18 protein-coding genes are annotated in these 18622 nt (G+C 36.6%); 14 read left to right on the plus strand and 4 right to left on the minus strand.

Annotation, left to right across the window (positions count from 1 at the left end; genetic code table 11):
- Positions 1–213 precede the first annotated feature (213 nt).
- The 6 genes from ACRPLQ_RS23655 to ACRPLQ_RS23680 all read left to right on the plus strand — a co-directional run bounded on the left by ACRPLQ_RS23655 (position 214) and on the right by ACRPLQ_RS23680 (position 6702).
- Entirely contained in the window at positions 214–819 is a 606-nt protein-coding gene (locus ACRPLQ_RS23655) for a hypothetical protein (protein WP_033580913.1), read from the plus strand.
- 584 nt (positions 820–1403) lie between these two features.
- The gene (locus tag ACRPLQ_RS23660; RefSeq protein WP_013055206.1) at positions 1404–1901 is read left to right on the plus strand and encodes a GNAT family N-acetyltransferase; all 498 of its coding nucleotides are present in this window, start codon (positions 1404–1406) and stop codon (positions 1899–1901) included.
- Positions 1902–2149: 248 nt separating this feature from the next.
- Complete coding sequence (locus ACRPLQ_RS23665; protein WP_367078749.1) at positions 2150–3922, plus strand: extracellular catalytic domain type 1 short-chain-length polyhydroxyalkanoate depolymerase; 1773 nt, start codon at positions 2150–2152, stop codon at positions 3920–3922.
- Positions 3923–4201: 279 nt separating this feature from the next.
- Complete coding sequence (locus tag ACRPLQ_RS23670) at positions 4202–5380, plus strand: 3D domain-containing protein (RefSeq protein ID WP_285852086.1); 1179 nt, start codon at positions 4202–4204, stop codon at positions 5378–5380.
- Positions 5381–5588: 208 nt separating this feature from the next.
- Positions 5589–6350, plus strand: coding sequence for a M15 family metallopeptidase (locus ACRPLQ_RS23675; RefSeq protein WP_165635931.1), 762 nt, complete (start codon positions 5589–5591; stop codon positions 6348–6350).
- A 229-nt stretch (positions 6351–6579) separates the two neighbouring features.
- Positions 6580–6702, plus strand: a complete 123-nt coding sequence (locus ACRPLQ_RS23680) for a YjcZ family sporulation protein (RefSeq protein ID WP_074682883.1) — start codon at positions 6580–6582, stop codon at positions 6700–6702.
- A gap of 53 nt (positions 6703–6755) precedes the next feature.
- Here the strand turns inward: ACRPLQ_RS23680 and ACRPLQ_RS23685 are convergent, their stop codons facing one another.
- Both ACRPLQ_RS23685 and ACRPLQ_RS23690 read right to left on the minus strand, forming a co-directional pair.
- A complete protein-coding gene (locus tag ACRPLQ_RS23685; RefSeq protein ID WP_033580693.1) occupies positions 6756–7292 on the minus strand; it encodes an SH3 domain-containing protein in 537 nt (178 codons plus the stop codon).
- 161 nt (positions 7293–7453) lie between these two features.
- On the minus strand, positions 7454–7627 hold the full coding sequence (locus tag ACRPLQ_RS23690) for a hypothetical protein (RefSeq protein ID WP_196299074.1): 174 nt from the start codon (positions 7625–7627) through the stop codon (positions 7454–7456).
- A 147-nt stretch (positions 7628–7774) separates the two neighbouring features.
- Here ACRPLQ_RS23690 and ACRPLQ_RS23695 point away from each other — a divergent pair, with 147 nt between their 5' ends.
- From ACRPLQ_RS23695 to ACRPLQ_RS23710, 4 genes are all read left to right on the plus strand, one after another.
- Positions 7775–8605: a GNAT family N-acetyltransferase gene (locus ACRPLQ_RS23695; protein WP_367078752.1), complete on the plus strand. Its 831-nt coding sequence runs from the start codon at positions 7775–7777 to the stop codon at positions 8603–8605.
- Between the two features lie 477 nt (positions 8606–9082).
- Positions 9083–10534: a cardiolipin synthase gene (cls, locus tag ACRPLQ_RS23700; protein ID WP_028414357.1), complete on the plus strand. Its 1452-nt coding sequence runs from the start codon at positions 9083–9085 to the stop codon at positions 10532–10534.
- Positions 10535–10708: 174 nt separating this feature from the next.
- A complete protein-coding gene (locus tag ACRPLQ_RS23705) occupies positions 10709–11200 on the plus strand; it encodes a general stress protein (protein WP_047751706.1) in 492 nt (163 codons plus the stop codon).
- A gap of 75 nt (positions 11201–11275) precedes the next feature.
- On the plus strand, positions 11276–11503 hold the full coding sequence (locus ACRPLQ_RS23710) for a hypothetical protein (protein ID WP_028414355.1): 228 nt from the start codon (positions 11276–11278) through the stop codon (positions 11501–11503).
- Positions 11504–11735: 232 nt separating this feature from the next.
- Here the strand turns inward: ACRPLQ_RS23710 and ACRPLQ_RS23715 are convergent, their stop codons facing one another.
- Complete coding sequence (locus ACRPLQ_RS23715; RefSeq protein ID WP_016762907.1) at positions 11736–11945, minus strand: alpha/beta-type small acid-soluble spore protein; 210 nt, start codon at positions 11943–11945, stop codon at positions 11736–11738.
- Between the two features lie 299 nt (positions 11946–12244).
- Here ACRPLQ_RS23715 and ACRPLQ_RS23720 point away from each other — a divergent pair, with 299 nt between their 5' ends.
- The gene (locus ACRPLQ_RS23720) at positions 12245–13549 is read left to right on the plus strand and encodes a prolyl oligopeptidase family serine peptidase (RefSeq protein WP_432236294.1); all 1305 of its coding nucleotides are present in this window, start codon (positions 12245–12247) and stop codon (positions 13547–13549) included.
- 137 nt (positions 13550–13686) lie between these two features.
- Positions 13687–14685 (plus strand): LacI family DNA-binding transcriptional regulator, encoded by a 999-nt coding sequence (locus ACRPLQ_RS23725; protein WP_028414353.1) that lies wholly within the window; start codon positions 13687–13689, stop codon positions 14683–14685.
- 61 nt (positions 14686–14746) lie between these two features.
- Here the strand turns inward: ACRPLQ_RS23725 and ACRPLQ_RS23730 are convergent, their stop codons facing one another.
- Positions 14747–16027, minus strand: coding sequence for an MFS transporter (locus ACRPLQ_RS23730; protein ID WP_033580688.1), 1281 nt, complete (start codon positions 16025–16027; stop codon positions 14747–14749).
- A gap of 424 nt (positions 16028–16451) precedes the next feature.
- Between ACRPLQ_RS23730 and iolG the strand changes: the two genes are divergently transcribed.
- Positions 16452–17474: an inositol 2-dehydrogenase gene (iolG, locus tag ACRPLQ_RS23735; protein WP_028414351.1), complete on the plus strand. Its 1023-nt coding sequence runs from the start codon at positions 16452–16454 to the stop codon at positions 17472–17474.
- Between the two features lie 79 nt (positions 17475–17553).
- Positions 17554–18561 carry a 5-dehydro-2-deoxygluconokinase gene (gene iolC, locus ACRPLQ_RS23740; RefSeq protein ID WP_328172486.1) on the plus strand — a complete coding sequence of 336 codons (1008 nt, stop codon included), beginning with the start codon at positions 17554–17556 and terminating at the stop codon, positions 18559–18561.
- Positions 18562–18622: the final 61 nt, after the last annotated feature.

The following is an 18622-nucleotide window of genomic DNA, read 5'->3' on the forward strand; positions in this document are numbered from 1 at the left end:
CGGGGTGGAGCAGTTCGGTAGCTCGTCGGGCTCATAACCCGAAGGTCGCAGGTTCAAATCCTGTCCCCGCAACCAAATTATCTTTTATACATACTTGAATATATTATTACTATCCTTAGGCATAGCCTAAGGATTTTTTGTTTGGCTATATTTATAAACACTTGTTTAGGTTATGATATAAGATAGTGATGCAGATTAATCAGGAGGTTTTTTATGTTACAAAGTAATATTCAAACTTATATTGAAAAAGAAATGAACGTTCAAGGTCAATCTTTATCTCTATATCAAGAAGAAAAGGAATATGCGTTGCAAAAAGAGTTGGTGCCGCAAAACCTGATGATAGAAGAAAAAGAGGCATCTTCACGTTTTAAAGATTCTTATATCGAAAGAGTAGATAAAGAAACGGACGAGCTGATCGCAGAAGAATCTCCTCTTTCGTTTTTAGATACTCCTCTTTCTTACTTAAAAGAACACAGAAGTGAATTTCTATATGTAGAATCAAAATGGTTTGAATTTATTAAGCTTGATGGATGTTCTTTTGAAGTGGATGATGTGTTTGGCACATATAAAGTATTAACGGGGTTACATATGCAAAAAAAATTCGGTTCTGTACTAAAACAATTTTTTGCTAAAGAGCTTAATGACGGCCCAACAAGCGTCCAGCTTTTATTTAATGATAAAGATGGATTATGGGATGTGAATATTGAGTTAGATGCTATAAAAGAGTTTGATGAAAAAATGTCAATAGGTGAAGCTCTTGTTCTTACATATCGCTTTTTCTTTCATCTAGTGGAGTATGTAGAGAACGAAAAAGCTTAAAAATGATGATTACTTTTACTATAAAGATGCTGGGACAAAAGCAGTTTAGTTAACGTTGAACACGAACTATCTATCAAAAATAGATAGTTCGTGTTTTTTAATGGTCATGGTGAACGTAGGTTTCAGTAGGAGGTGCTTCTAGCTGTTGGTTGGAGGGCAAGGCTCCATCGCCCGCTCGCGGAAAGCGAAGCCTTGCACGTAAAGCAACAGCGGCGGAACAAGCATCCCAGGTTATTTATCCGGGTTGTTCGTCTTTAGATTGCATTCATTTCGTTATGGCCCAATCTCTTTTTTGATAGGTGATACATAATGAATGCTAAGTGAAGCTGGAAATATATTTACATCTCTATGTTTTTATGGAATGATAAAGAGTATCTTTACATATATGACTGATATGGGTGAAGAACAACTATCAGGAATCTTTCTAGTTTTTTGAGAAAGCAGCCTGCATATTAGCTGTTAATAGGACTCCGAGGAAGAAAGCTTCCGTAGGATGAAGTATAATATATACATACAGGAACTATTTTTAACTCTATAAAAAATGTCTGCTGACGTATGGGATTATAAATAAAGAGGGGATGTTCATGTTATTAAGAAAAATAAAGTCTGAAGAATTGGCAGAAGTCTATCAAATGGGATATGCGGCATGGCCTAAAGGCAGGACGTACAAAGAGTATGTTAGAGATAATCAAAAAGAAGAAACATATGGAATTCGGTATGTATATGTAAATGAAGAGAATCAAATTATTGGTTCATTTATTTTGCTTCTTTTACAAACTCCTCGATTAAAGTTTGCTTTGCATGGTATTGGGTCCGTTGTTGTTCATCAGCTTTATCAACGAATGGGGTATGGCCGAGATATGCTTGAAGACTTTTTTAAAAAGATGAAGATAGAGAAGCGCAGCGCTATTTTTATGCTTTATAGCGATATTCTTCCTGAATATTATCATCAGTTTGGGTTTAAGGAGCTCCCTTCTCATTTACAGCGTTATCCTCAATCCATTGCTATGGTAAATTGCAGCGAGTCACAATATGAATACTTAAGTAAGCAATCCATAGAAGACATACCGGCCTATTTTTAAAAGGTATGTCTTTTTTATAGTATTTATCGACACAATCGTTTACAATTTTATGTAAGCGTTTTCTTCATTTGGAGATGAATGATTTTATTTGTCCTCATAACTGTAGGCAAATCGTGCAGTCAATATAAATTTTATTACATAAAACCTTGCTATCATCTTACTAGTAACTCTTATTCATTTCCATACCATACCGATATGTACGTTTGCTGCTAAGTATAACCATATCAATATAAGGAGGAAGCAGGAAGATGAAACGATTATTTATAGCAGGGATGATTTTTATGCTTTTTTTATCTTTAGGTGCTGTATCTTCTTCAGCCGCAGGAAGTTTTACCTCTAAAACATATAACGGAAGAACATACAAACTGTACGTACCTAGCAGTTATCAGGGAGGTGCTGCCTTACCTCTAGTAGTTATGCTACATGGCTGTACTCAAGACCCTGATCAATTTGCAGCAGGAACACAAATGAATGCACTGGCAGAAACAGAGAAGTTCTTTGTCCTCTATCCAGAACAGCCCTCTTCTGCTAATTCAAATAAGTGTTGGAACTGGTTTGATACTGCTCATCAATCAAGGGGAAGCGGTGAACCAGCGTTAATTGCTGGAATGGTTAATCAAATAAAAAGCAGTTATTCAATAGATGCCGACCAAGTCTTTGTTGGAGGGCTATCTGCTGGTGCAGCTATGAGTGTTATTATGGGAGCTACTTATCCAGACATATTTGCGGCTATCAGCGTTGGGGCGGGCTTAGAATATAAAGCAGCCACTAGTGTAACAGGTGCTTATACAGCAATGAGCAGTGGAGGTCCTAATCCTATCCAACAAGGAGATTTAGCCTATTCAGCCATGGGAGAGCATAAGCGAGTGGTTCCGGTTATTTTGTTTCATGGGACAGCTGACTACACTGTTGCCCCTATAAATGCGCATCAAATACTATCGCAATGGGCTCAAACAAATGATAGAGCGTCTGATGGACTGGATAATAACAATATTGATGATACGGCAGATCAAACTTTACCAGGTACAGTATCTGGTGGAAGAAGCTATACGCAATATATTTACAAAGATACAGCAGGAAAAACAGTAATGGAAAAGTACATGATAGAAGGAATGGGACATGCTTGGTCAGGGGGAAGTACATCCGGTTCTTATACAGATCCTAAAGGGCCAAATGCAACTAAATTAAGTTGGAACTTTTTTAAAAATCATCCGAAGAATGGTGACGCTCCTAATCCAGGAGATATATCCCCGCCGGTTACAGCTGCTTCACCAGCGGGAGGAACGTATGGAAGTTCTGTTTCCGTCACATTATCACCCAATGAACCTGCCACCACTTACTATACATTAGATGGAAGTACACCAACTGTTAATTCTCTAAAGTATTCTGAGCCTATTAGCATCAACTCTAGCAAAACAATAAAATTTTTTAGTGTAGACGCTGCGGGTAATCAAGAGGGAGTAAAGACGGAAGTTTATAAAATTTCTGGAACTTCAGAGAAATCCTCAGTATTTTCTTCGCTTGCTGCTGAAGATGGATTTATCGGAAATTTATCAGCTGACGGTATGAGTAGTTCTATTCATAAAATTGGGGATAAGGGAATGTACAATACCGACACATACCGAACCATTTTATCTTTTGATACAAGCTCTTTACCTGATGATGCAAGTATTACGGATGTATCTTTGAAAATTTATCGCAAATCTTCAATTGGTAATATTTCATCTTTGAAAGGCGATATTAAAAGCGGTGTATTTGGAACTAGCAGTGCTTTAGAACAAATAGATTACCAGGCCTCACCATCTATTTCAGCGGCCTTCCAAATGTCAGTGCCTTCACTCGATAATGGATATACAACTATTCAACTTCCTTCCTCACTTTTGGGATATATGAATAGGAACGGCAAAACTCAGTTTCGCTTGTCAAGCTCAGGTTCAGCGGACTTTTTAAGTGACGTAGTTGAAATTTATGGGGGCGACAATCCTGCATATGCTCCAACTTTAACTGTTTCATATAAGTAAAAAAACCTTCTAAAAGCAGTTAGCTTTTAGAAGGTTTTTTTTGCTGATAAGTTACTTTTATCACCGAATACAACTCCAACTTTTTATAGAGTTTTCTTCAAATTTTGACATGATTTTGATGAAATTTAATCATTATTCAAAAATGAATTGTCAGAAATATTACAAGAAAATGTTTAAAATTAATTAAATCCGTAATAAAAGTAAAATATTCCTGTAATGGAAGTGAAATGAACAGGTGGTATCATTCAGTCATTGAGTAAATAAGGAGGTATTCGGAAAATGAAGAAATTTGTATTTACTCTAGGGACAACGGCAATTCTTTCAGCAGGATTTGTAGGTGCAGCATCTGCCTCTACAAGCGGAACGTATGAAGTACAAAAAGGTGACACTTTATGGAAAATCGCTCAAAATCATAATGTGAGCGTAGACGAGCTAAAAGATGCTAATAACTTAACATCAACACTAATTTATCCAAATCAGACACTAAACTTATCTAGCATAAAAGAAATCGTACATACTGTAAAACGTGGTGACACTTTGTGGTCAATCGGTCAACATTATGGCGTAACAGTAGAAGAAATTAAAGAATGGAACGGTTTAACATCAGACTTAGTTTTCCCTGGAGAACAATTTAAAATTAAAGCGGCACAAGCAGCTCAATCTCAAACAGCTAGTGCGCCAGTAGCAAAGGCAGCTCCACAAGTGCAGCAGTCTCAAACGGCACAAGCTCAGCAAGAACAAGCAGCCCAAGAACAAACACAAAAAGAACAAGAGCAAGCTCAAGTAGCAGCACAAGAGCAAGCACAAAAAGAACAAGAGCAAGCTCAAGCAGCAGCACAAGAGCAAGCACAAAAAGAACAAGAGCAAGCTCAAGTAGCAGCACAAGAGCAAGCACAAAAAGAACAGGAGCAAGCTCAAGTAGCAGCCCAAGAGCAAGCACAAAAAGAACAAGAGCAAGCTCAAGTAGCAGCACAAGAACAAGCACAAAAAGAACAAGAGCAAGCTCAAGCAGCAGCACAAGCACAGGCAGCCCAAGAGCAGGCACAAAAAGAACAAGAGCAAGCTCAAGCAGCAGCCCAAGAGCAGGCACAAAAAGAACAAGCAGCTCAACAGCAACAACAACAAGCTCAGCAACAACAGCAACAGCAGTCTCAACAGCAAGCTAGCGGCAAGTCTATGACTGTTGAAGCAACAGCTTATACAGCTAACTGTGCTGGATGCAGTGGTACGACAGCTACTGGAGTAAATTTAAAATCAAATCCAAATCAACGAGTAATTGCGGTTGATCCTAGCGTTATTCCATTAGGTTCAAAAGTATACGTTGAAGGTTATGGTCAAGCTGTAGCGGCAGATACGGGTGGCGCAATTAAAGGAAATCGAATTGACGTATTCGTTTCTTCAGATAGTGCTGCACAAGACTGGGGCAGAAGATCAGTTAAAATTACAGTTATCGACTAATACTAGTCTTATAGAATAGAAGTAAGAAGAGATGTCTTTTAGAAGACATCTCTTTTTTTATGCTTAAAATAAACGTTTGAAAAAAATAGGTCGGGGCATACTGAAATTTATAGTAGGAATTAGTTTGTTATATTAGTAATTATTTCTTAATTTATATACAATGTTTGAGTGTCTTAAAAAGCTTAAATTATGTCAGGAGTATAGAAATATGAAATTTTATAAAAAAATAGCATTACTAATAGTGCTGGGTGTGATCGCAGGATTCTCGTATCTAGGCTATCAGGGATTATTTCGGCACAACGATCATTTGAACACGTCTGATCATAATCCTTTATCTTCTTCTAAACAGAAGCAAAATAGCATAGAAGTTGTTGGGAACCCCGAATCCATTGCCGTGCTAGTAAATAAACAAAATCTTCTTCCTGATCACTATGAACCCGCTGACCTTGTATACCCGGACGTTCGGTTTATATTTAAAGAAAAAATTGAAAAGCGACAAATGCGTACAGAAGCAGCAAAAGCGTTAGAAAGAATGTTTTCAGCTGCTGAACGAGAAGGGATTTACCTAGCCGGTGTTTCCGCTTATCGTTCTCAAATTCGCCAGGAATCTCTTTATCAAGCGTACATAAAGCAAGATGGAGAAGCGGCAGCCAGTCATTATAGCGCCCATCCAGGCAGCAGTGAGCATCAGACTGGTTTAAGTATAGATGTATCAAGCAGCACAGGTAAGTGTGCGGCTCAAGATTGTTTTAAAGATACTCCTGAAGCCAAATGGATTGAAAGAAATTCATATAAATATGGATACATTGTTCGCTATCCAGAGGGAAAGCAGCAGATTACAGGTTATAAATATGAGCCGTGGCATATACGATTTGTCGGAAAAGAACTCGCCTCTAAAGTGTATAAAAAAGGAATTACGTTAGAAGAATATTATAATGACTACATGCAAGTTGATAATCCAGTTCAATAAAAAAGAAGAGTTATATAAACTCTTCTTTTTTTGTATTGCTGGAATATACCCTTACTTTAAAAGTTGGAACGAGGGAAAGATGTAGAGATGAACCACGGGATGCTATATCCTATGCCTTGCTAGTAAAAGAGTTAACGCTTATAAATTATAATGAATTTTGTGATAAAGAATACTCATGTTCGTTTTCATTTCCCTTCACATATTCTACAAAAAAGGGAGGTGAAAGAAAATGAGTTTTTATGGAGGTTATGGTTATGGATACGGAGCAGGTCACGGAAGTAGCTTTGCGTTAATCGTTGTGCTATTTATTTTACTAATCATCATCGGTGCTTCATGGGCAGGGCACTATTAATAAGGTGTCCATAAATAAACTCCCTTGAAATAATTCAAGGGAGTTATCTATTTTTATCTATAACTAGGTAACTGTAAGTACGAAGTGCTTACATATCCTTTAAAGCCGTTGTATTCTACAAAAGCCCAATCAAATGAAAGCTTGTTATCTTTTGAGTAGCCCCAAGCTAAGAAGCTGACGCTTTTTCCTTTAGGAACAGTTGTTACAACTTTGTTGCTTGTGCTAGGCCCTGTGCGTAAATTAAGGTTAGCAGCTGTATGAACAGTAGTAGGGACTTTCATTAAATAGGAAGTACTGATATATCCAGTGCCGCCAATTATTTTAATGGCAGCCCAGTCTGCATTTACAAACTTGACTACTTCAATTTGATCTTTTTTTCTTAACGTATCAAGAATTTTTCCCTGAGTGCTAGGTTTTGAACGTATATTGAGTACGTTTGCTGTCACTTCATATACGCTGAACGGTGCGTTTATTTTTTCTGCTGCACTTGCTGTTTGCTCGTGAGTGAATGGCAGTGTTCCAGATAGAGATGAAAAAGTAAAGCCAGCTGCTAATGCAAAAACCGATATAGATTTTGTAATTGTCTTCATGCGAATATCCAACTCCTTAGTGAAATAGGTTATATCTTTTTCTATAACACTAAGAATAAAGAATACTTGTTTCTAAATTGTTACCAACATGCATCCTAGTTGTAAATTTACGAAAGGTCTGTAAAAAGGTTTATTTCACAGACCTTTTAATAGCGCTATTGTTACTCATCCTCGCGATCTTCCGTTGATTTATGAAAAGAAAAATATACAAAAATTGATAATACTGTCCCATAAATGCTCCACAAAGCTAAAGCAAAAATAAATTCTTTCTGCAGGCAATAAATAATGGTTAAAGCAACTAGTGCAATAAAACTTATTAAAATGGTCTTTTTCATAAGCACCCCGCCTATTTAGTCTAATTACTCTATACGCTTTTTGATCGTGCTTTACCCTATAATTATTCGGTCATTGCGCTAAAGATGAAAGGAAAAAGTTAAACAAAGCCGAACTTATAATAAAAAGAGAGATGCAGGAGGATACGTATGTTAAAACAACATGTACTAGAAGATATACAAAAGCTACAGTCTATTTGCCAACAAGAAGAAAAAATAGAGCTGAAGCTGAATTTTGACATGTTACGAAGTCGAAAACAAAATGAAGTTAACGATTTTTTTTATTATGAAAATAATCAGCTTGTTGGATTTATTGGTCTTTATGGGTTTGGGAATACAGTAGAAATATGCGGAATGGTCGATCCTAGCTATCGCCGAAAAAAGATTTTTTCAAAGCTGTTTTCTCAAGCTTTACATATGTGTAAGAAGCGTGAGTATACAGAGATTTTATTAAATGCTCCTGGCGATTCGATTTCAGGCAGGGAGTTCTTAAAGAAGATTCCATGTTCATTTACTTTTTCAGAATATCAAATGAAGTGGGTAAAAAAAGAATTAGAAGATGATAATCCCTTTGTTACGCTTCGCTCTTCCCAGTCAGATACCAATATGAAAATGGAAATACAAGTTGATGTGGAATGCTTTGGTATGTCTTTAACAGAAGCAGCTGCTTATTATGAACAAACGAAAACGGAAGAACAGCAAAATCATTTTATCGTAGAGTACAATAGTCAAGCGGTTGGAAAGTTAAGGGTATCTTATGATAAAAGCGAAGCATGGATTTATGGATTTGGTATTTTACCTTCCTATCAAAAATTAGGAATAGGAAAGGCTGCTTTAAAACAAGTCGTTTTACAGCAGCATCAGCTAGGGTATGATGTATTTCTTGAGGTTGAAGCAAAAAACAAACGCGCTTTGCAACTTTACGAAACATGCGGCTTCGATTCATATCACGTGCAGGATTATTACGTATACAGCTTGTAGATAAAAAACACGGAAATCTTAGATTTTCGTGTTTTTTATTTACATATTAGATGATATGTGCTTTTTTGAGTAAATAATGAGAAAGTAGAGAGAAAGTGATATGCCCGTTGATAAAAACAGGGAAGGCCATACAAATAAGATCGGAGCACTGCAAGCAAGGATACACGTAAGAATACCTCCAATAAATGCTTTTCTAAATAATTGATAAGCCGTATATCCTAGGCTAATACTGACAAATACATTGATGAGGCTAAGAAAAATAAACGAAAAAAACAAATTATCTCCCCCCTTGTTTTTAATACACAATAAAAAGAAATATTTCACATGTTTAGTGTAGCAAAAAAGAAAAAACAACAAAATTTGGATCCTAAAGATGAAAAAGGAAGCCATCTGTGTTATGTATAGTAAAGTGAATGAGAACGTTAAAAAAGGGAATGAGTTAATAAAGCGATATAATAGAAAGAAAGGAGTAAAAGGATGGAATTTGCCCATATCTTTACACTAAGTGTATCTGTTGTAACAGCTATTAATATTTTATTAGCCGGTATTCTTATTTTCATTGAACGAAGAGATATAGGATCTACATGGGCGTGGCTTCTTATTTTATTTTTTATACCAATTGTCGGTTTTATTGTATATCTATTCTTTGGAAGACAGCTAAAACAGAAAAACTTTTATAAATTGTCATCTGATGAGCGGGAATATTTAAGATCTTCAGTGGAAGAGCAATTAAAAGAGCTTAAAGCGACCCATGAATATCGAAATGATTTATTAATCCAACATAATAAACTGCTGTTCACTAATTTAAATTCTTCTAAGTCACTTGTGCGCATCGACAACGAAATTGATATCTTCAGTGACGGTAATCAAAAATTTGAGGCATTGTTTGAGGATATTCGAAATGCTAAAAAAGAAATTAATATTCAATATTATATTATTCAACGAGATAATCTTGGGAAAAAATTAAGAGATGAGCTAACAAAAAAAGCAAAAGAAGGCATAAAGGTTCGCGTTCTTTATGATGAAGTAGGATCTAGAAAAATGACGCCATCATTCTTTAAGGAGCTTATTTCATATGGCGGCGAAGCACAGGCATTTTTCCCTTCAATTCTTCGCTTAATTAATTTTCGGATTAACAATCGAAATCATCGAAAGCTTTGTATTATCGATGGTGAAGTAGCATACATAGGAGGATTTAACGTAGGAGATGAATATTTAGGGTTAGATCCAAAAATGGGTTATTGGAGAGACACTCATTTTCGCATTAAAGGAGAGTCAGTGAACGATATTCAAGGGCGATTCATTTTAGATTGGCATCAAGCAACAAAGCAGCCAATTGAACTGGAACAATTTTTGCATCGTACAGAAACTCATTCTGGAACAGTTCCTGTACAAATTGTAGCAAGCGGTCCCAATTCGACTACCCAGCACCTGAAAAACATGTATATCTCATTGATTATGTCGGCCAAAGAAAGTGTATACCTTCAAACGCCTTACTTTATTCCTGACGCAAGCTTTATGGATGCTTGTAAAATTGCTTTATTATCTGGAGTAGAGATTCATATTATGATTCCAAACAAACCTGATCATCCTTTTGTTTATTGGGCTACGTGGTCTCATGTAGGGGAACTGCTGGCATACGGTGCGAATATTTATCTCTATGAAAAAGGCTTTTTGCATGCTAAAACGATTGTAGTAGATAATGAAGTGTCTTCTGTAGGAACGACGAATATCGATCCGCGAAGTTTCAGCCTTAATTTTGAAGTGAATGCAGTTGTATATGACCAGCCTATTTCCAAAAAGTTGCAGAACCTGTTTCTTGAAGATGTGCAATGCAGTTCAAAATTAACGTTTGAACGATATAAAGAGCGCTCTCTTCTTATAAAATTTAAAGAAGCGGTATCTCGCTTACTGTCACCAATTTTATAATAAAAATCATTGATATCATGAAACAGACTTGAATTTTTAGATTCAGGTCTGTTGTTTTATTGGTATCTCCTTGTAAGGAGAGCTAGAGATAAAGTTAAAAAGTTTTACCAAAAAATCCAAGGGTATTAATACTATAACAAGCTAAAAAATGATAATACCTAGGAGGAATAGAAAATGACAAAAAATGTAGTAGGTACGTATGATTCAGAAGAGGCCGTTATTACAGCGATTCGAAATTTAAAAACACAGGGATATCCGGACAGTGCACTTTCTGTTTTGACAAACAGTGGTCCGCATCATGAAAATACAGAAGTGATTGAGCGTTCTGCAGGAATCGATGTGCAAACAGTTGATACAGATCAACACTCAAAGCACCATCAATCCTTTATGGAGAAAATAAAAAATGCTTTTACTTCGTCTGAAGAAAAAATGGATCAAGATGTTAATCGAATCGAAAATCAATTAACCGAATATGGTGTACCTGCTGCGGAAGCTTCCTCGTATGTATCTGATCTTAAAAACGGAAAAGTTTTGCTGATGGTAGACGCAGTTGAGCATGATAAACACAATTCAGCTCTAGGACAAACCGTGACACCTGCTGAAAAATCAGCTGACCCAATGAATGAAAAAATGTTATACGGCAATCACGAAAATAAAATAAGGTAATGTTGAAGGAACTAAATAAGATAATAAAAGACTGCGTTCTTAAATAAAAGCTAGTTAACGAAAGGAAGGGGACCGATGAGAAATCTAGAAAAAACGGAATATGAACTTGACTATTTAAAACAGCAGCAAGAAGTTAATCAAGAGCTCATCAAAGTTTCACAGTCTCTTGTCGCTACGTTAAAACAGTATGAAGAAGAACCGACCAATACAGAAGTGTTAGCTGTAATCGCTGATTTAGAAGGTCAGCAAGAACAGCTCAAAGCAAAGACCGAAAAGATATCTGAAGAGCTTGCACATTTATAAAGTGAGATAAAAGAAGTTCCTATAAAAGGAACTTCTTTTTATGTTTTATTATACACAGTCTATTGTGAGAGAAAGAGAATCTTATATAACCGGATGTGAACGTTATGGGGGTAGTGATTTTGTTTTAGATACATATAGATGAGAAGGAACGCGATAAGACATTATATAAAAATGGGAAAAAGGAAGAACGGTCATTCGCTCTTCCTCCAGCCGTATTGCTTATGATAGTGATTTAGAAACGTCCGCCGCCAAGTTGCTGTTCAGCCATTTGCACAAGGCGTTTTGTGATTTCTCCGCCTACTGAGCCGTTTGCGCGTGCAGTTGTGTCAGGACCAAGAGTTACACCAAATTCGCTAGCGATCTCATACTTCATTTGATCGATTGCTTGTTGAGCACCGTGTACTGCTAATTCGTTGCTGCTCTTATTTCTGCTGTTTGCCATCATAATCAACTCCTTTTATAAGGTTAAGATTATGATTTGATTAATAGATAGTTTTTATACATAAAATAAAAAAATTTTTTCAAGGACTTATAGAATATGCTTATTGGAATATAGTTACAAAGTTTTCCACTAGGTAACGGAAAATAATTATGTGTAGAAAGAGAGAGAGGTCACGTAAAATAGAACACAAGTAAGTAAGCGGTTACATATTATTCGAAATAGAATGAGAATGTTAATATTCCTATTCTAATTTAAAAGGAGGAGTCCATCATGTATCAAACATTAAAAAATATGTACTATTGGCTGTTACATGGAGTCTAGCAATTGGCATTGTACTCTCTTATGAGAAAGAAGCGCTTGCGAAACAGGCGCACGAAAAAGCTACATCTTATCGTACAGTGACAGAGATATATGACTGGGGAGCGGTGATCACAAAAATTATTATTGACTTAGGTGAACCTGTTCCAACCAATTCACTTACAAAAGAAACGTTTAAGGTGCATGTGGCTCGAAGTGATAGTCGATTAAAACCGTCTTTATTGGAACAAGGAGATCGTACAATAAAAAAAGCCTATGTATCCGATAAAGATGGACAACCAGCCGTACATACTGGAAAATATGCAGTTTTAGAAATGGAAGTTGGACCAGCTGTTTCATTAGGAGCACCACTAAATTATGATGAATATGGTACAGGGTTAAATGCATGGATAGACAGTCAATATACCATTACCCAGCAAAAAGATATCGTAACAAAAAAAGGAAAGTTGTCAGGGCTTGTAGTGAAACAGTTTAAGGGAGAGAAAAGAGAGCTCGTAGATGATTTTACCATTCAAAAAGGTATATATCATAATATGGAATTGGCATACGCAAGTTACGCGCCGAAAAAAGATAAGAAAAAGAATCCGTTAATTATTTGGCTGCATGGAGGAGGAGAGGGAGGAACAGATGCAACAATTCCCTTATCTTCCAATAAAGCTGTTAGCTTTGTCACAAATGAAACTCAGGCTTATTTTAAAGGCGCCTACGTTTTAGTACCTCAAGCGCCAACGAAATGGATGGATGGTTATACAGGTGAAGCGGATGGAACTTCGATTTATAAAGAATCACTGATGGCACTAATTCAAGAATATGTTGCTAAAAATCCTGATATTGATCCCAATAGAATCTATATCGGAGGAGCATCTAACGGCGGATATATGACTATGCTTATGATTCGTGATTATCCAAACTATTTTGCAGCAGCATTTCCAGTATGTGAAGGACTAAATGATAGATTAATTACGGATCAAGATCTTGAAAAGATGAAAGAAACGCCTATTTGGTTCGTAGCCGCTAAAAATGATACGGTTCTTCCACCAACGATTAACACTCTTCCAACTTATGAACGTTTGGTGAAAAGCCATGCAAATAATGCTTATTTATCACTATTTGAAGATGTGCATGACACCACGGGTTTATACAAAAATAATGATGGTTCGCCCTATCAGTATAACGGGCATTCATCTTGGATATATCTGTATAATAATGAACCCAACGCTAAAATAAATGGAGCTACAACAACCATAATGAAATGGATGAGCAAGCAATCGTTGAACAACAATTAATCATTTATAAAAAAGCTGTTTCAAGTAGAGCAGCTTTTTTATGTCTCTTTTAAAGCTAAAGCATATATCTAAAATAAACGATTGAATACTTTCGTGATAAAATAAGGAAAGAGATCACGAAGAAAGGAACAGTGAAAGTGAAACCAACCATTTACGATGTTGCGAAAAAAGCAGGGGTATCGATAGCCACTGTATCCAAAGTAATCAATCAGACAGGCCGTATTAGTGAAAAAACGATAAAAAAAGTAAATGAAGTAATGATGGAATTAGATTATCAGCCTAGCAGTGTTGCAGCTGCGTTAACTGGGAAAAAGACATACACAATTGGCGTGCTAGTTCCTGACATCTCTAATCCTTTTTTCGCAGAGGTAGCAAGAGCTTTTGAGAATAGTGCCAGAGCAGCGGGATACACGCTTTTTTTATGCAGTACGGATCATCAAACAGAACGTGAGCATGAATACATAGATCTTTTATTCAAAAAGCAAGTAGATGGAATTATTATCGCAACCGAACTAAATGATACGAAGCTAGTAAAGAAAATTGTGAAGCATGATGTACCACTTGTATTGTTTTCAGTTGATCATCCTTCTATCTCAACGCATGTAGTGACAATTGATAACGTTCGCGGAGGATATATCGCAGGTACGTATTTAATAGAAAAAGGTCATCAATCGGTAACGATTATCACTGAAAAAGATAGAAAAAGCAGTGAGGGGCGATTAGCAGGATTTAAACAAGCGCTCACAGAGGCAAATTTATCACTAGAAAATCAGTCCATTATCAGCTGTTATTCAACAGTAGAAGATAGCAGAAGAGCAAGTAAACAGCTGCTTTCTTTGCCTAATAGGCCGACAGCAGTCTTTGCATGTACGGACTTAATTGGAATATCCCTCATAAATGAGGCAAGAAAGCAGGGGCTTTCAATTCCAGGAGATCTGTCGGTAATTGGATTTGATAATACAATTTATGCGGATATTGCTGAGCCTGGTTTGACAACGATTGAACAACCTATTTCGCAGATGGCAACTAGTACGTTCGAACAGCTGTTAAAGTCTATGAAAAAAGAAGAGCATGCAAAGCAGCGAATAACAATTATTCCAGAACTAGTAGAACGTGCGTCGGTAAAAAAGCTATAAAACAGAGAAAAGAAAAAGCTGCATGTGCCCAGGCACATGCAGCTTTTTTACTTAATAATATTTATAGAGAGACCGGATTTTTGACTTCGTTTATTGTTTCGCCTTTGACTGTTGTTTCTGTTGGAATTGTAAGGAAACCCGTTAAAAAAGCTCCAAAGAAATATAGGCAAGCAAATATCCAGATTACGCCGCCCGTGCCTAAAAGACCTATGAAAATAGTTACAATTAAAGGGCCTACAAAAGCAGAAAGTCCAGATCCTAAATTCAATACGGACATCGCAGCTCCTTTATTCTCCGGAGCTAAGGAAGGCACTAACGCTGTAAGAGGGACATATCCTGCTAGTGTTGCACCGTAACAGCATGCGACAATCATCATTACCCAATAATTATGTCCTACGAATTGAGGTACATAGTAAAGAGCGAGTGTTACAATTCCGCATCCTACTCCACCAAACCATTTGATTGTATTTACCCAGCCAAATTTATCTCCAACAATACCAAAAATAATATTAAAAGCCATATTCACAAAAAACAGAGTGCCCCAGATTTGAAGCCATTCGCTCATTGTGAAATCGTGTTTCATCATATAGGTTGGCAAGAAGACAACAAATCCAAATTGAGCAGCGGAGTTAATAATCTTTACAACTCCACCGATCCCTACTTTAGGGTTCTCAAATGCAATTGTAATCCCTTTCATTAATTCTTTTGTTTTGTTATCGCTTACTTTTTGAACGGTAAATCTGTCTTTATTCATGATAATTGAAAAGATTCCGCCGATCAAAACAAAAAGTAAACCACTCCACAAGGTAGCAATTTCGCCGATTTTAGGAACCATGTAACTGGAATAAAAAGCTCCGATTACGCTTAAACCAAGCTGGAAGACAAACCAAAACCAGCCTACTGCTTTTGAAAGCATTTCCTGGGGCGTGCGGTAAGACACCCAGACCAAGAATGAGTAAGCAAATAAAGGGTAGCCAAATCCTCTAAGAGCATAACAAATTAATATAATTGTGTAATTCATAATATGAAGTCCTATACCTATAAATCCAATTGAACCAATAATAAAGGATATCAAGCCGAATGCCATTGCTTTTCTAGGACCCCACAGCTGAACCAGTACGCCGGAGAACCAGGAAGAAATAGAGACCGTAATACCGTAAACGGTAAAAAGTAAAGCAGCATGTTCAATGGTTAAACCTCTTTCTACAAGATAAGGAGATAACCATCCTTGTTCTAAGCCATCGCCAATCATAAAAACAATAATACCTATGTATCCCCACGTTAAATGAGAAGGGATCCCAATCCTGTCAAGAGCTGTTTTTCTGGAAATAAATTCATTCATTTTTCCACACCACCAGATCGATTATTTTGTTGAAAACATCAAACTAATTTGGTTAAGCGCTTAATCTATTTGATAAAAAGTATACGCTTACATTTTTTAAACGTCAATTAAAATTTTAAATATATATAATTTTCAATTAAATGATTTCAACAGTGGAAATAGTAGTAGATAAGATTATAATAACTTGCCCTTATTATAAGAATACTTAAATATAGAGAATTCCCTTAATTTTAAGCATAAATAGATAAAAATAAGGTTTTTCATACTGTACAATCAGATGAATAAAAAACAAATATTCTAAATAATCTATAAAAAATGTTGCATTTCAAAAAACAGTATGTATAATTGGAAATAGGAAAGCGCTTAACCTAAAGATAGGTTTGAGCGAATGTTTTCTTAACTTTTAATTAAAGGGGAAAATAAGATGGGGATTCTTACAATTGGAATAATTGGTGCTGGACGAATAGGTAAATTACATGTTGATAATTTAAAATTAATGCCGCAAATAAAAATTAAAGCGGTTTCAGACGTAGTGGTAGATCATTTGCACGAGTGGGCTGCAAGTAAAGGAATTTCAACGTTAACAACAAATTATCAAGATTTATTAGCAGATTCAGAAATTGATGCCGTTTTCATTTGTTCGCCAACGAATACGCACGCATCGATTATTGAAGAAGCTGCTCGAGCGAAAAAGCATATTTTCTGTGAAAAGCCCGTTAGTTTTTCAGTAGAAGAAACAATCCAAGCGTTAGAAGTAGTAAAAGAACACGGCGTACAGCTTCAAGTTGGCTTTAACCGACGATTTGATCCCAACTTTAAAAAAGTGCATGATCTTGTACAGCAGGGAGAAGTAGGGCAGCCGCACATTTTAAAAATCACCTCCAGAGATCCTCAGCCTCCGAGTCCAGAATACGTCCGCGCTTCAGGAGGATTGTTCATGGATATGATGATTCATGATTTTGATATGGCTCGTTATGTAATGGACAGTGAAGTAATTGAAGTATCGGCTTACGGGACGACGCTCATCGATCCTGCTATTGAAGAAGCAGGGGATATAGATACGGCAATTGTGTCATTAAAATTTGCAAACGGAGCTTTAGGCGTGATTGATAACAGTCGTCAAGCTGTCTACGGTTACGACCAGCGCCTTGAAGTTTTTGGTGAAAAAGGTTCCGCTACTGCTGATAATTGCCGTCCAACTACAGTAGAAATATCAACAGGCGAAAGTGTAGTGAAAGAGAAGCCGCTATATTTCTTCCTTGAACGCTATACACAAGCATATATAGATGAAGTAACACAGTTTGCAAGAGCAATTATGGAAAATCAAAGCGTAATTTGTACAGGTAACGATGGATTACAGGCAGAACGAATTGCTAAAGCAGCAAAAAAATCTTTACTATCAGGGCAGCCAGTGAAGATTGAACATAAAAAATACGCAGTGAATTAATGATAGAAATGTGGGCTGAAAGAGAATATCTTGCTCTTTTCGCCTTTTTAGGAAAGCGCTTAACTAAGGAGGAGTAAAGATGAATCCGCTTGTTTTTAAAGAAAATCGTGAGTTAGATTTTATCGCTATCGGTCGCTTATGTATAGATTTAAATGCAAATGAAACACAGCGTCCAATGGAAGAGACTAAAACATTCACTAAATATGTAGGAGGCTCTCCAGCTAATATTGCGATTGGAGCAGCAAGGCTAGGCTTAAAAACCGGTTTTATCGGAAAAGTATCAGATGATCAAATGGGCCGCTTCATTACTGGGTATCTTCAAAAAAATAAGATTAATACAGATAGTATTGCTGTCGATAAAACAGGGGCTGTGACGGGGCTTGCTTTTACGGAAATCAAGAGCCCTACAGATTGCAGCATCTTAATGTATCGAGATAACGTAGCGGATTTAAAACTAGATCCTACAGAAGTATCAGAAGAATATATTAAGAAGTCAAAGGCTCTTTTAATATCTGGAACCGCTCTTGCACAAAGTCCTTCTCGTGAAGCTGTATTTCTAGCATTAGAATACGCACGCAAGCATGAAGTTGTAGTGTTTTTTGATATTGACTATCGTCCATATACATGGGAATCGGAAGCTGAAACGGCAGTCTATTTTAATTTAGCTGCTGAAAAATCAGATGTGATTATTGGTACGCGAGAAGAGTTTGACATGATGGAAAAACTTTTAAATTATGAAGAATCTAATGATCAAGTAACAGCAGAGCGCTGGTTTTCTCACCATGCTCAAATCGTCGTGATTAAGCATGGTGGAGAAGGCTCTATTGCCTATACAAGAGATGGTAAGTCTCACCGTGGAGGAATATTTAAAACAAAAGTTCTGAAAACGTTTGGTGCTGGTGATTCCTATGCTTCAGCCTTTATTTATGGATTGATGCAAGGACTGGAAATTCCACAGGCAATGCGATTGGGGGGTGCCTCCGCTTCGATTGTCATTTCAAGACACAGCTGTTCAGATGCTATGCCGACAAGCGTTGAGCTCTTCAACTTTATGGAGACAGCAACTGAAGTTTTGCAGAAAGCCTAATAAACAAAGGGAAAATCTTGAGAGATTAAAGGAATAGAAGCTTATTAAAATCAGATAAAGG

It is taken from the genome of Priestia sp. TRN 1309 (assembly GCF_050846875.1).
GTDB classification, from domain to species: domain Bacteria; phylum Bacillota; class Bacilli; order Bacillales; family Bacillaceae_H; genus Priestia; species Priestia zanthoxyli.

Excerpts from the sequence above, each read along its gene's own strand:
- ACRPLQ_RS23655 (WP_033580913.1), top strand. The coding sequence starts at position 214 with ATGTTACAAAGTAATATTCAAACTTATATTGAAAAAGAAATGAACGTT.
- ACRPLQ_RS23660 (WP_013055206.1), top strand. The coding sequence starts at position 1,404 with ATGTTATTAAGAAAAATAAAGTCTGAAGAATTGGCAGAAGTCTATCAA.
- ACRPLQ_RS23665 (WP_367078749.1), top strand. The coding sequence starts at position 2,150 with ATGAAACGATTATTTATAGCAGGGATGATTTTTATGCTTTTTTTATCT.
- ACRPLQ_RS23670 (WP_285852086.1), top strand. The coding sequence starts at position 4,202 with ATGAAGAAATTTGTATTTACTCTAGGGACAACGGCAATTCTTTCAGCA.
- ACRPLQ_RS23675 (WP_165635931.1), top strand. The coding sequence starts at position 5,589 with ATGAAATTTTATAAAAAAATAGCATTACTAATAGTGCTGGGTGTGATC.
- ACRPLQ_RS23680 (WP_074682883.1), top strand. The coding sequence starts at position 6,580 with ATGAGTTTTTATGGAGGTTATGGTTATGGATACGGAGCAGGTCACGGA.
- ACRPLQ_RS23685 (WP_033580693.1), bottom strand. The coding sequence starts at position 7,292 with ATGAAGACAATTACAAAATCTATATCGGTTTTTGCATTAGCAGCTGGC.
- ACRPLQ_RS23690 (WP_196299074.1), bottom strand. The coding sequence starts at position 7,627 with ATGAAAAAGACCATTTTAATAAGTTTTATTGCACTAGTTGCTTTAACC.
- ACRPLQ_RS23695 (WP_367078752.1), top strand. The coding sequence starts at position 7,775 with ATGTTAAAACAACATGTACTAGAAGATATACAAAAGCTACAGTCTATT.
- cls (WP_028414357.1), top strand. The coding sequence starts at position 9,083 with ATGGAATTTGCCCATATCTTTACACTAAGTGTATCTGTTGTAACAGCT.
- ACRPLQ_RS23705 (WP_047751706.1), top strand. The coding sequence starts at position 10,709 with ATGACAAAAAATGTAGTAGGTACGTATGATTCAGAAGAGGCCGTTATT.
- ACRPLQ_RS23710 (WP_028414355.1), top strand. The coding sequence starts at position 11,276 with ATGAGAAATCTAGAAAAAACGGAATATGAACTTGACTATTTAAAACAG.
- ACRPLQ_RS23715 (WP_016762907.1), bottom strand. The coding sequence starts at position 11,945 with ATGGCAAACAGCAGAAATAAGAGCAGCAACGAATTAGCAGTACACGGT.
- ACRPLQ_RS23730 (WP_033580688.1), bottom strand. The coding sequence starts at position 16,027 with ATGAATGAATTTATTTCCAGAAAAACAGCTCTTGACAGGATTGGGATC.
- iolG (WP_028414351.1), top strand. The coding sequence starts at position 16,452 with ATGGGGATTCTTACAATTGGAATAATTGGTGCTGGACGAATAGGTAAA.
- iolC (WP_328172486.1), top strand. The coding sequence starts at position 17,554 with ATGAATCCGCTTGTTTTTAAAGAAAATCGTGAGTTAGATTTTATCGCT.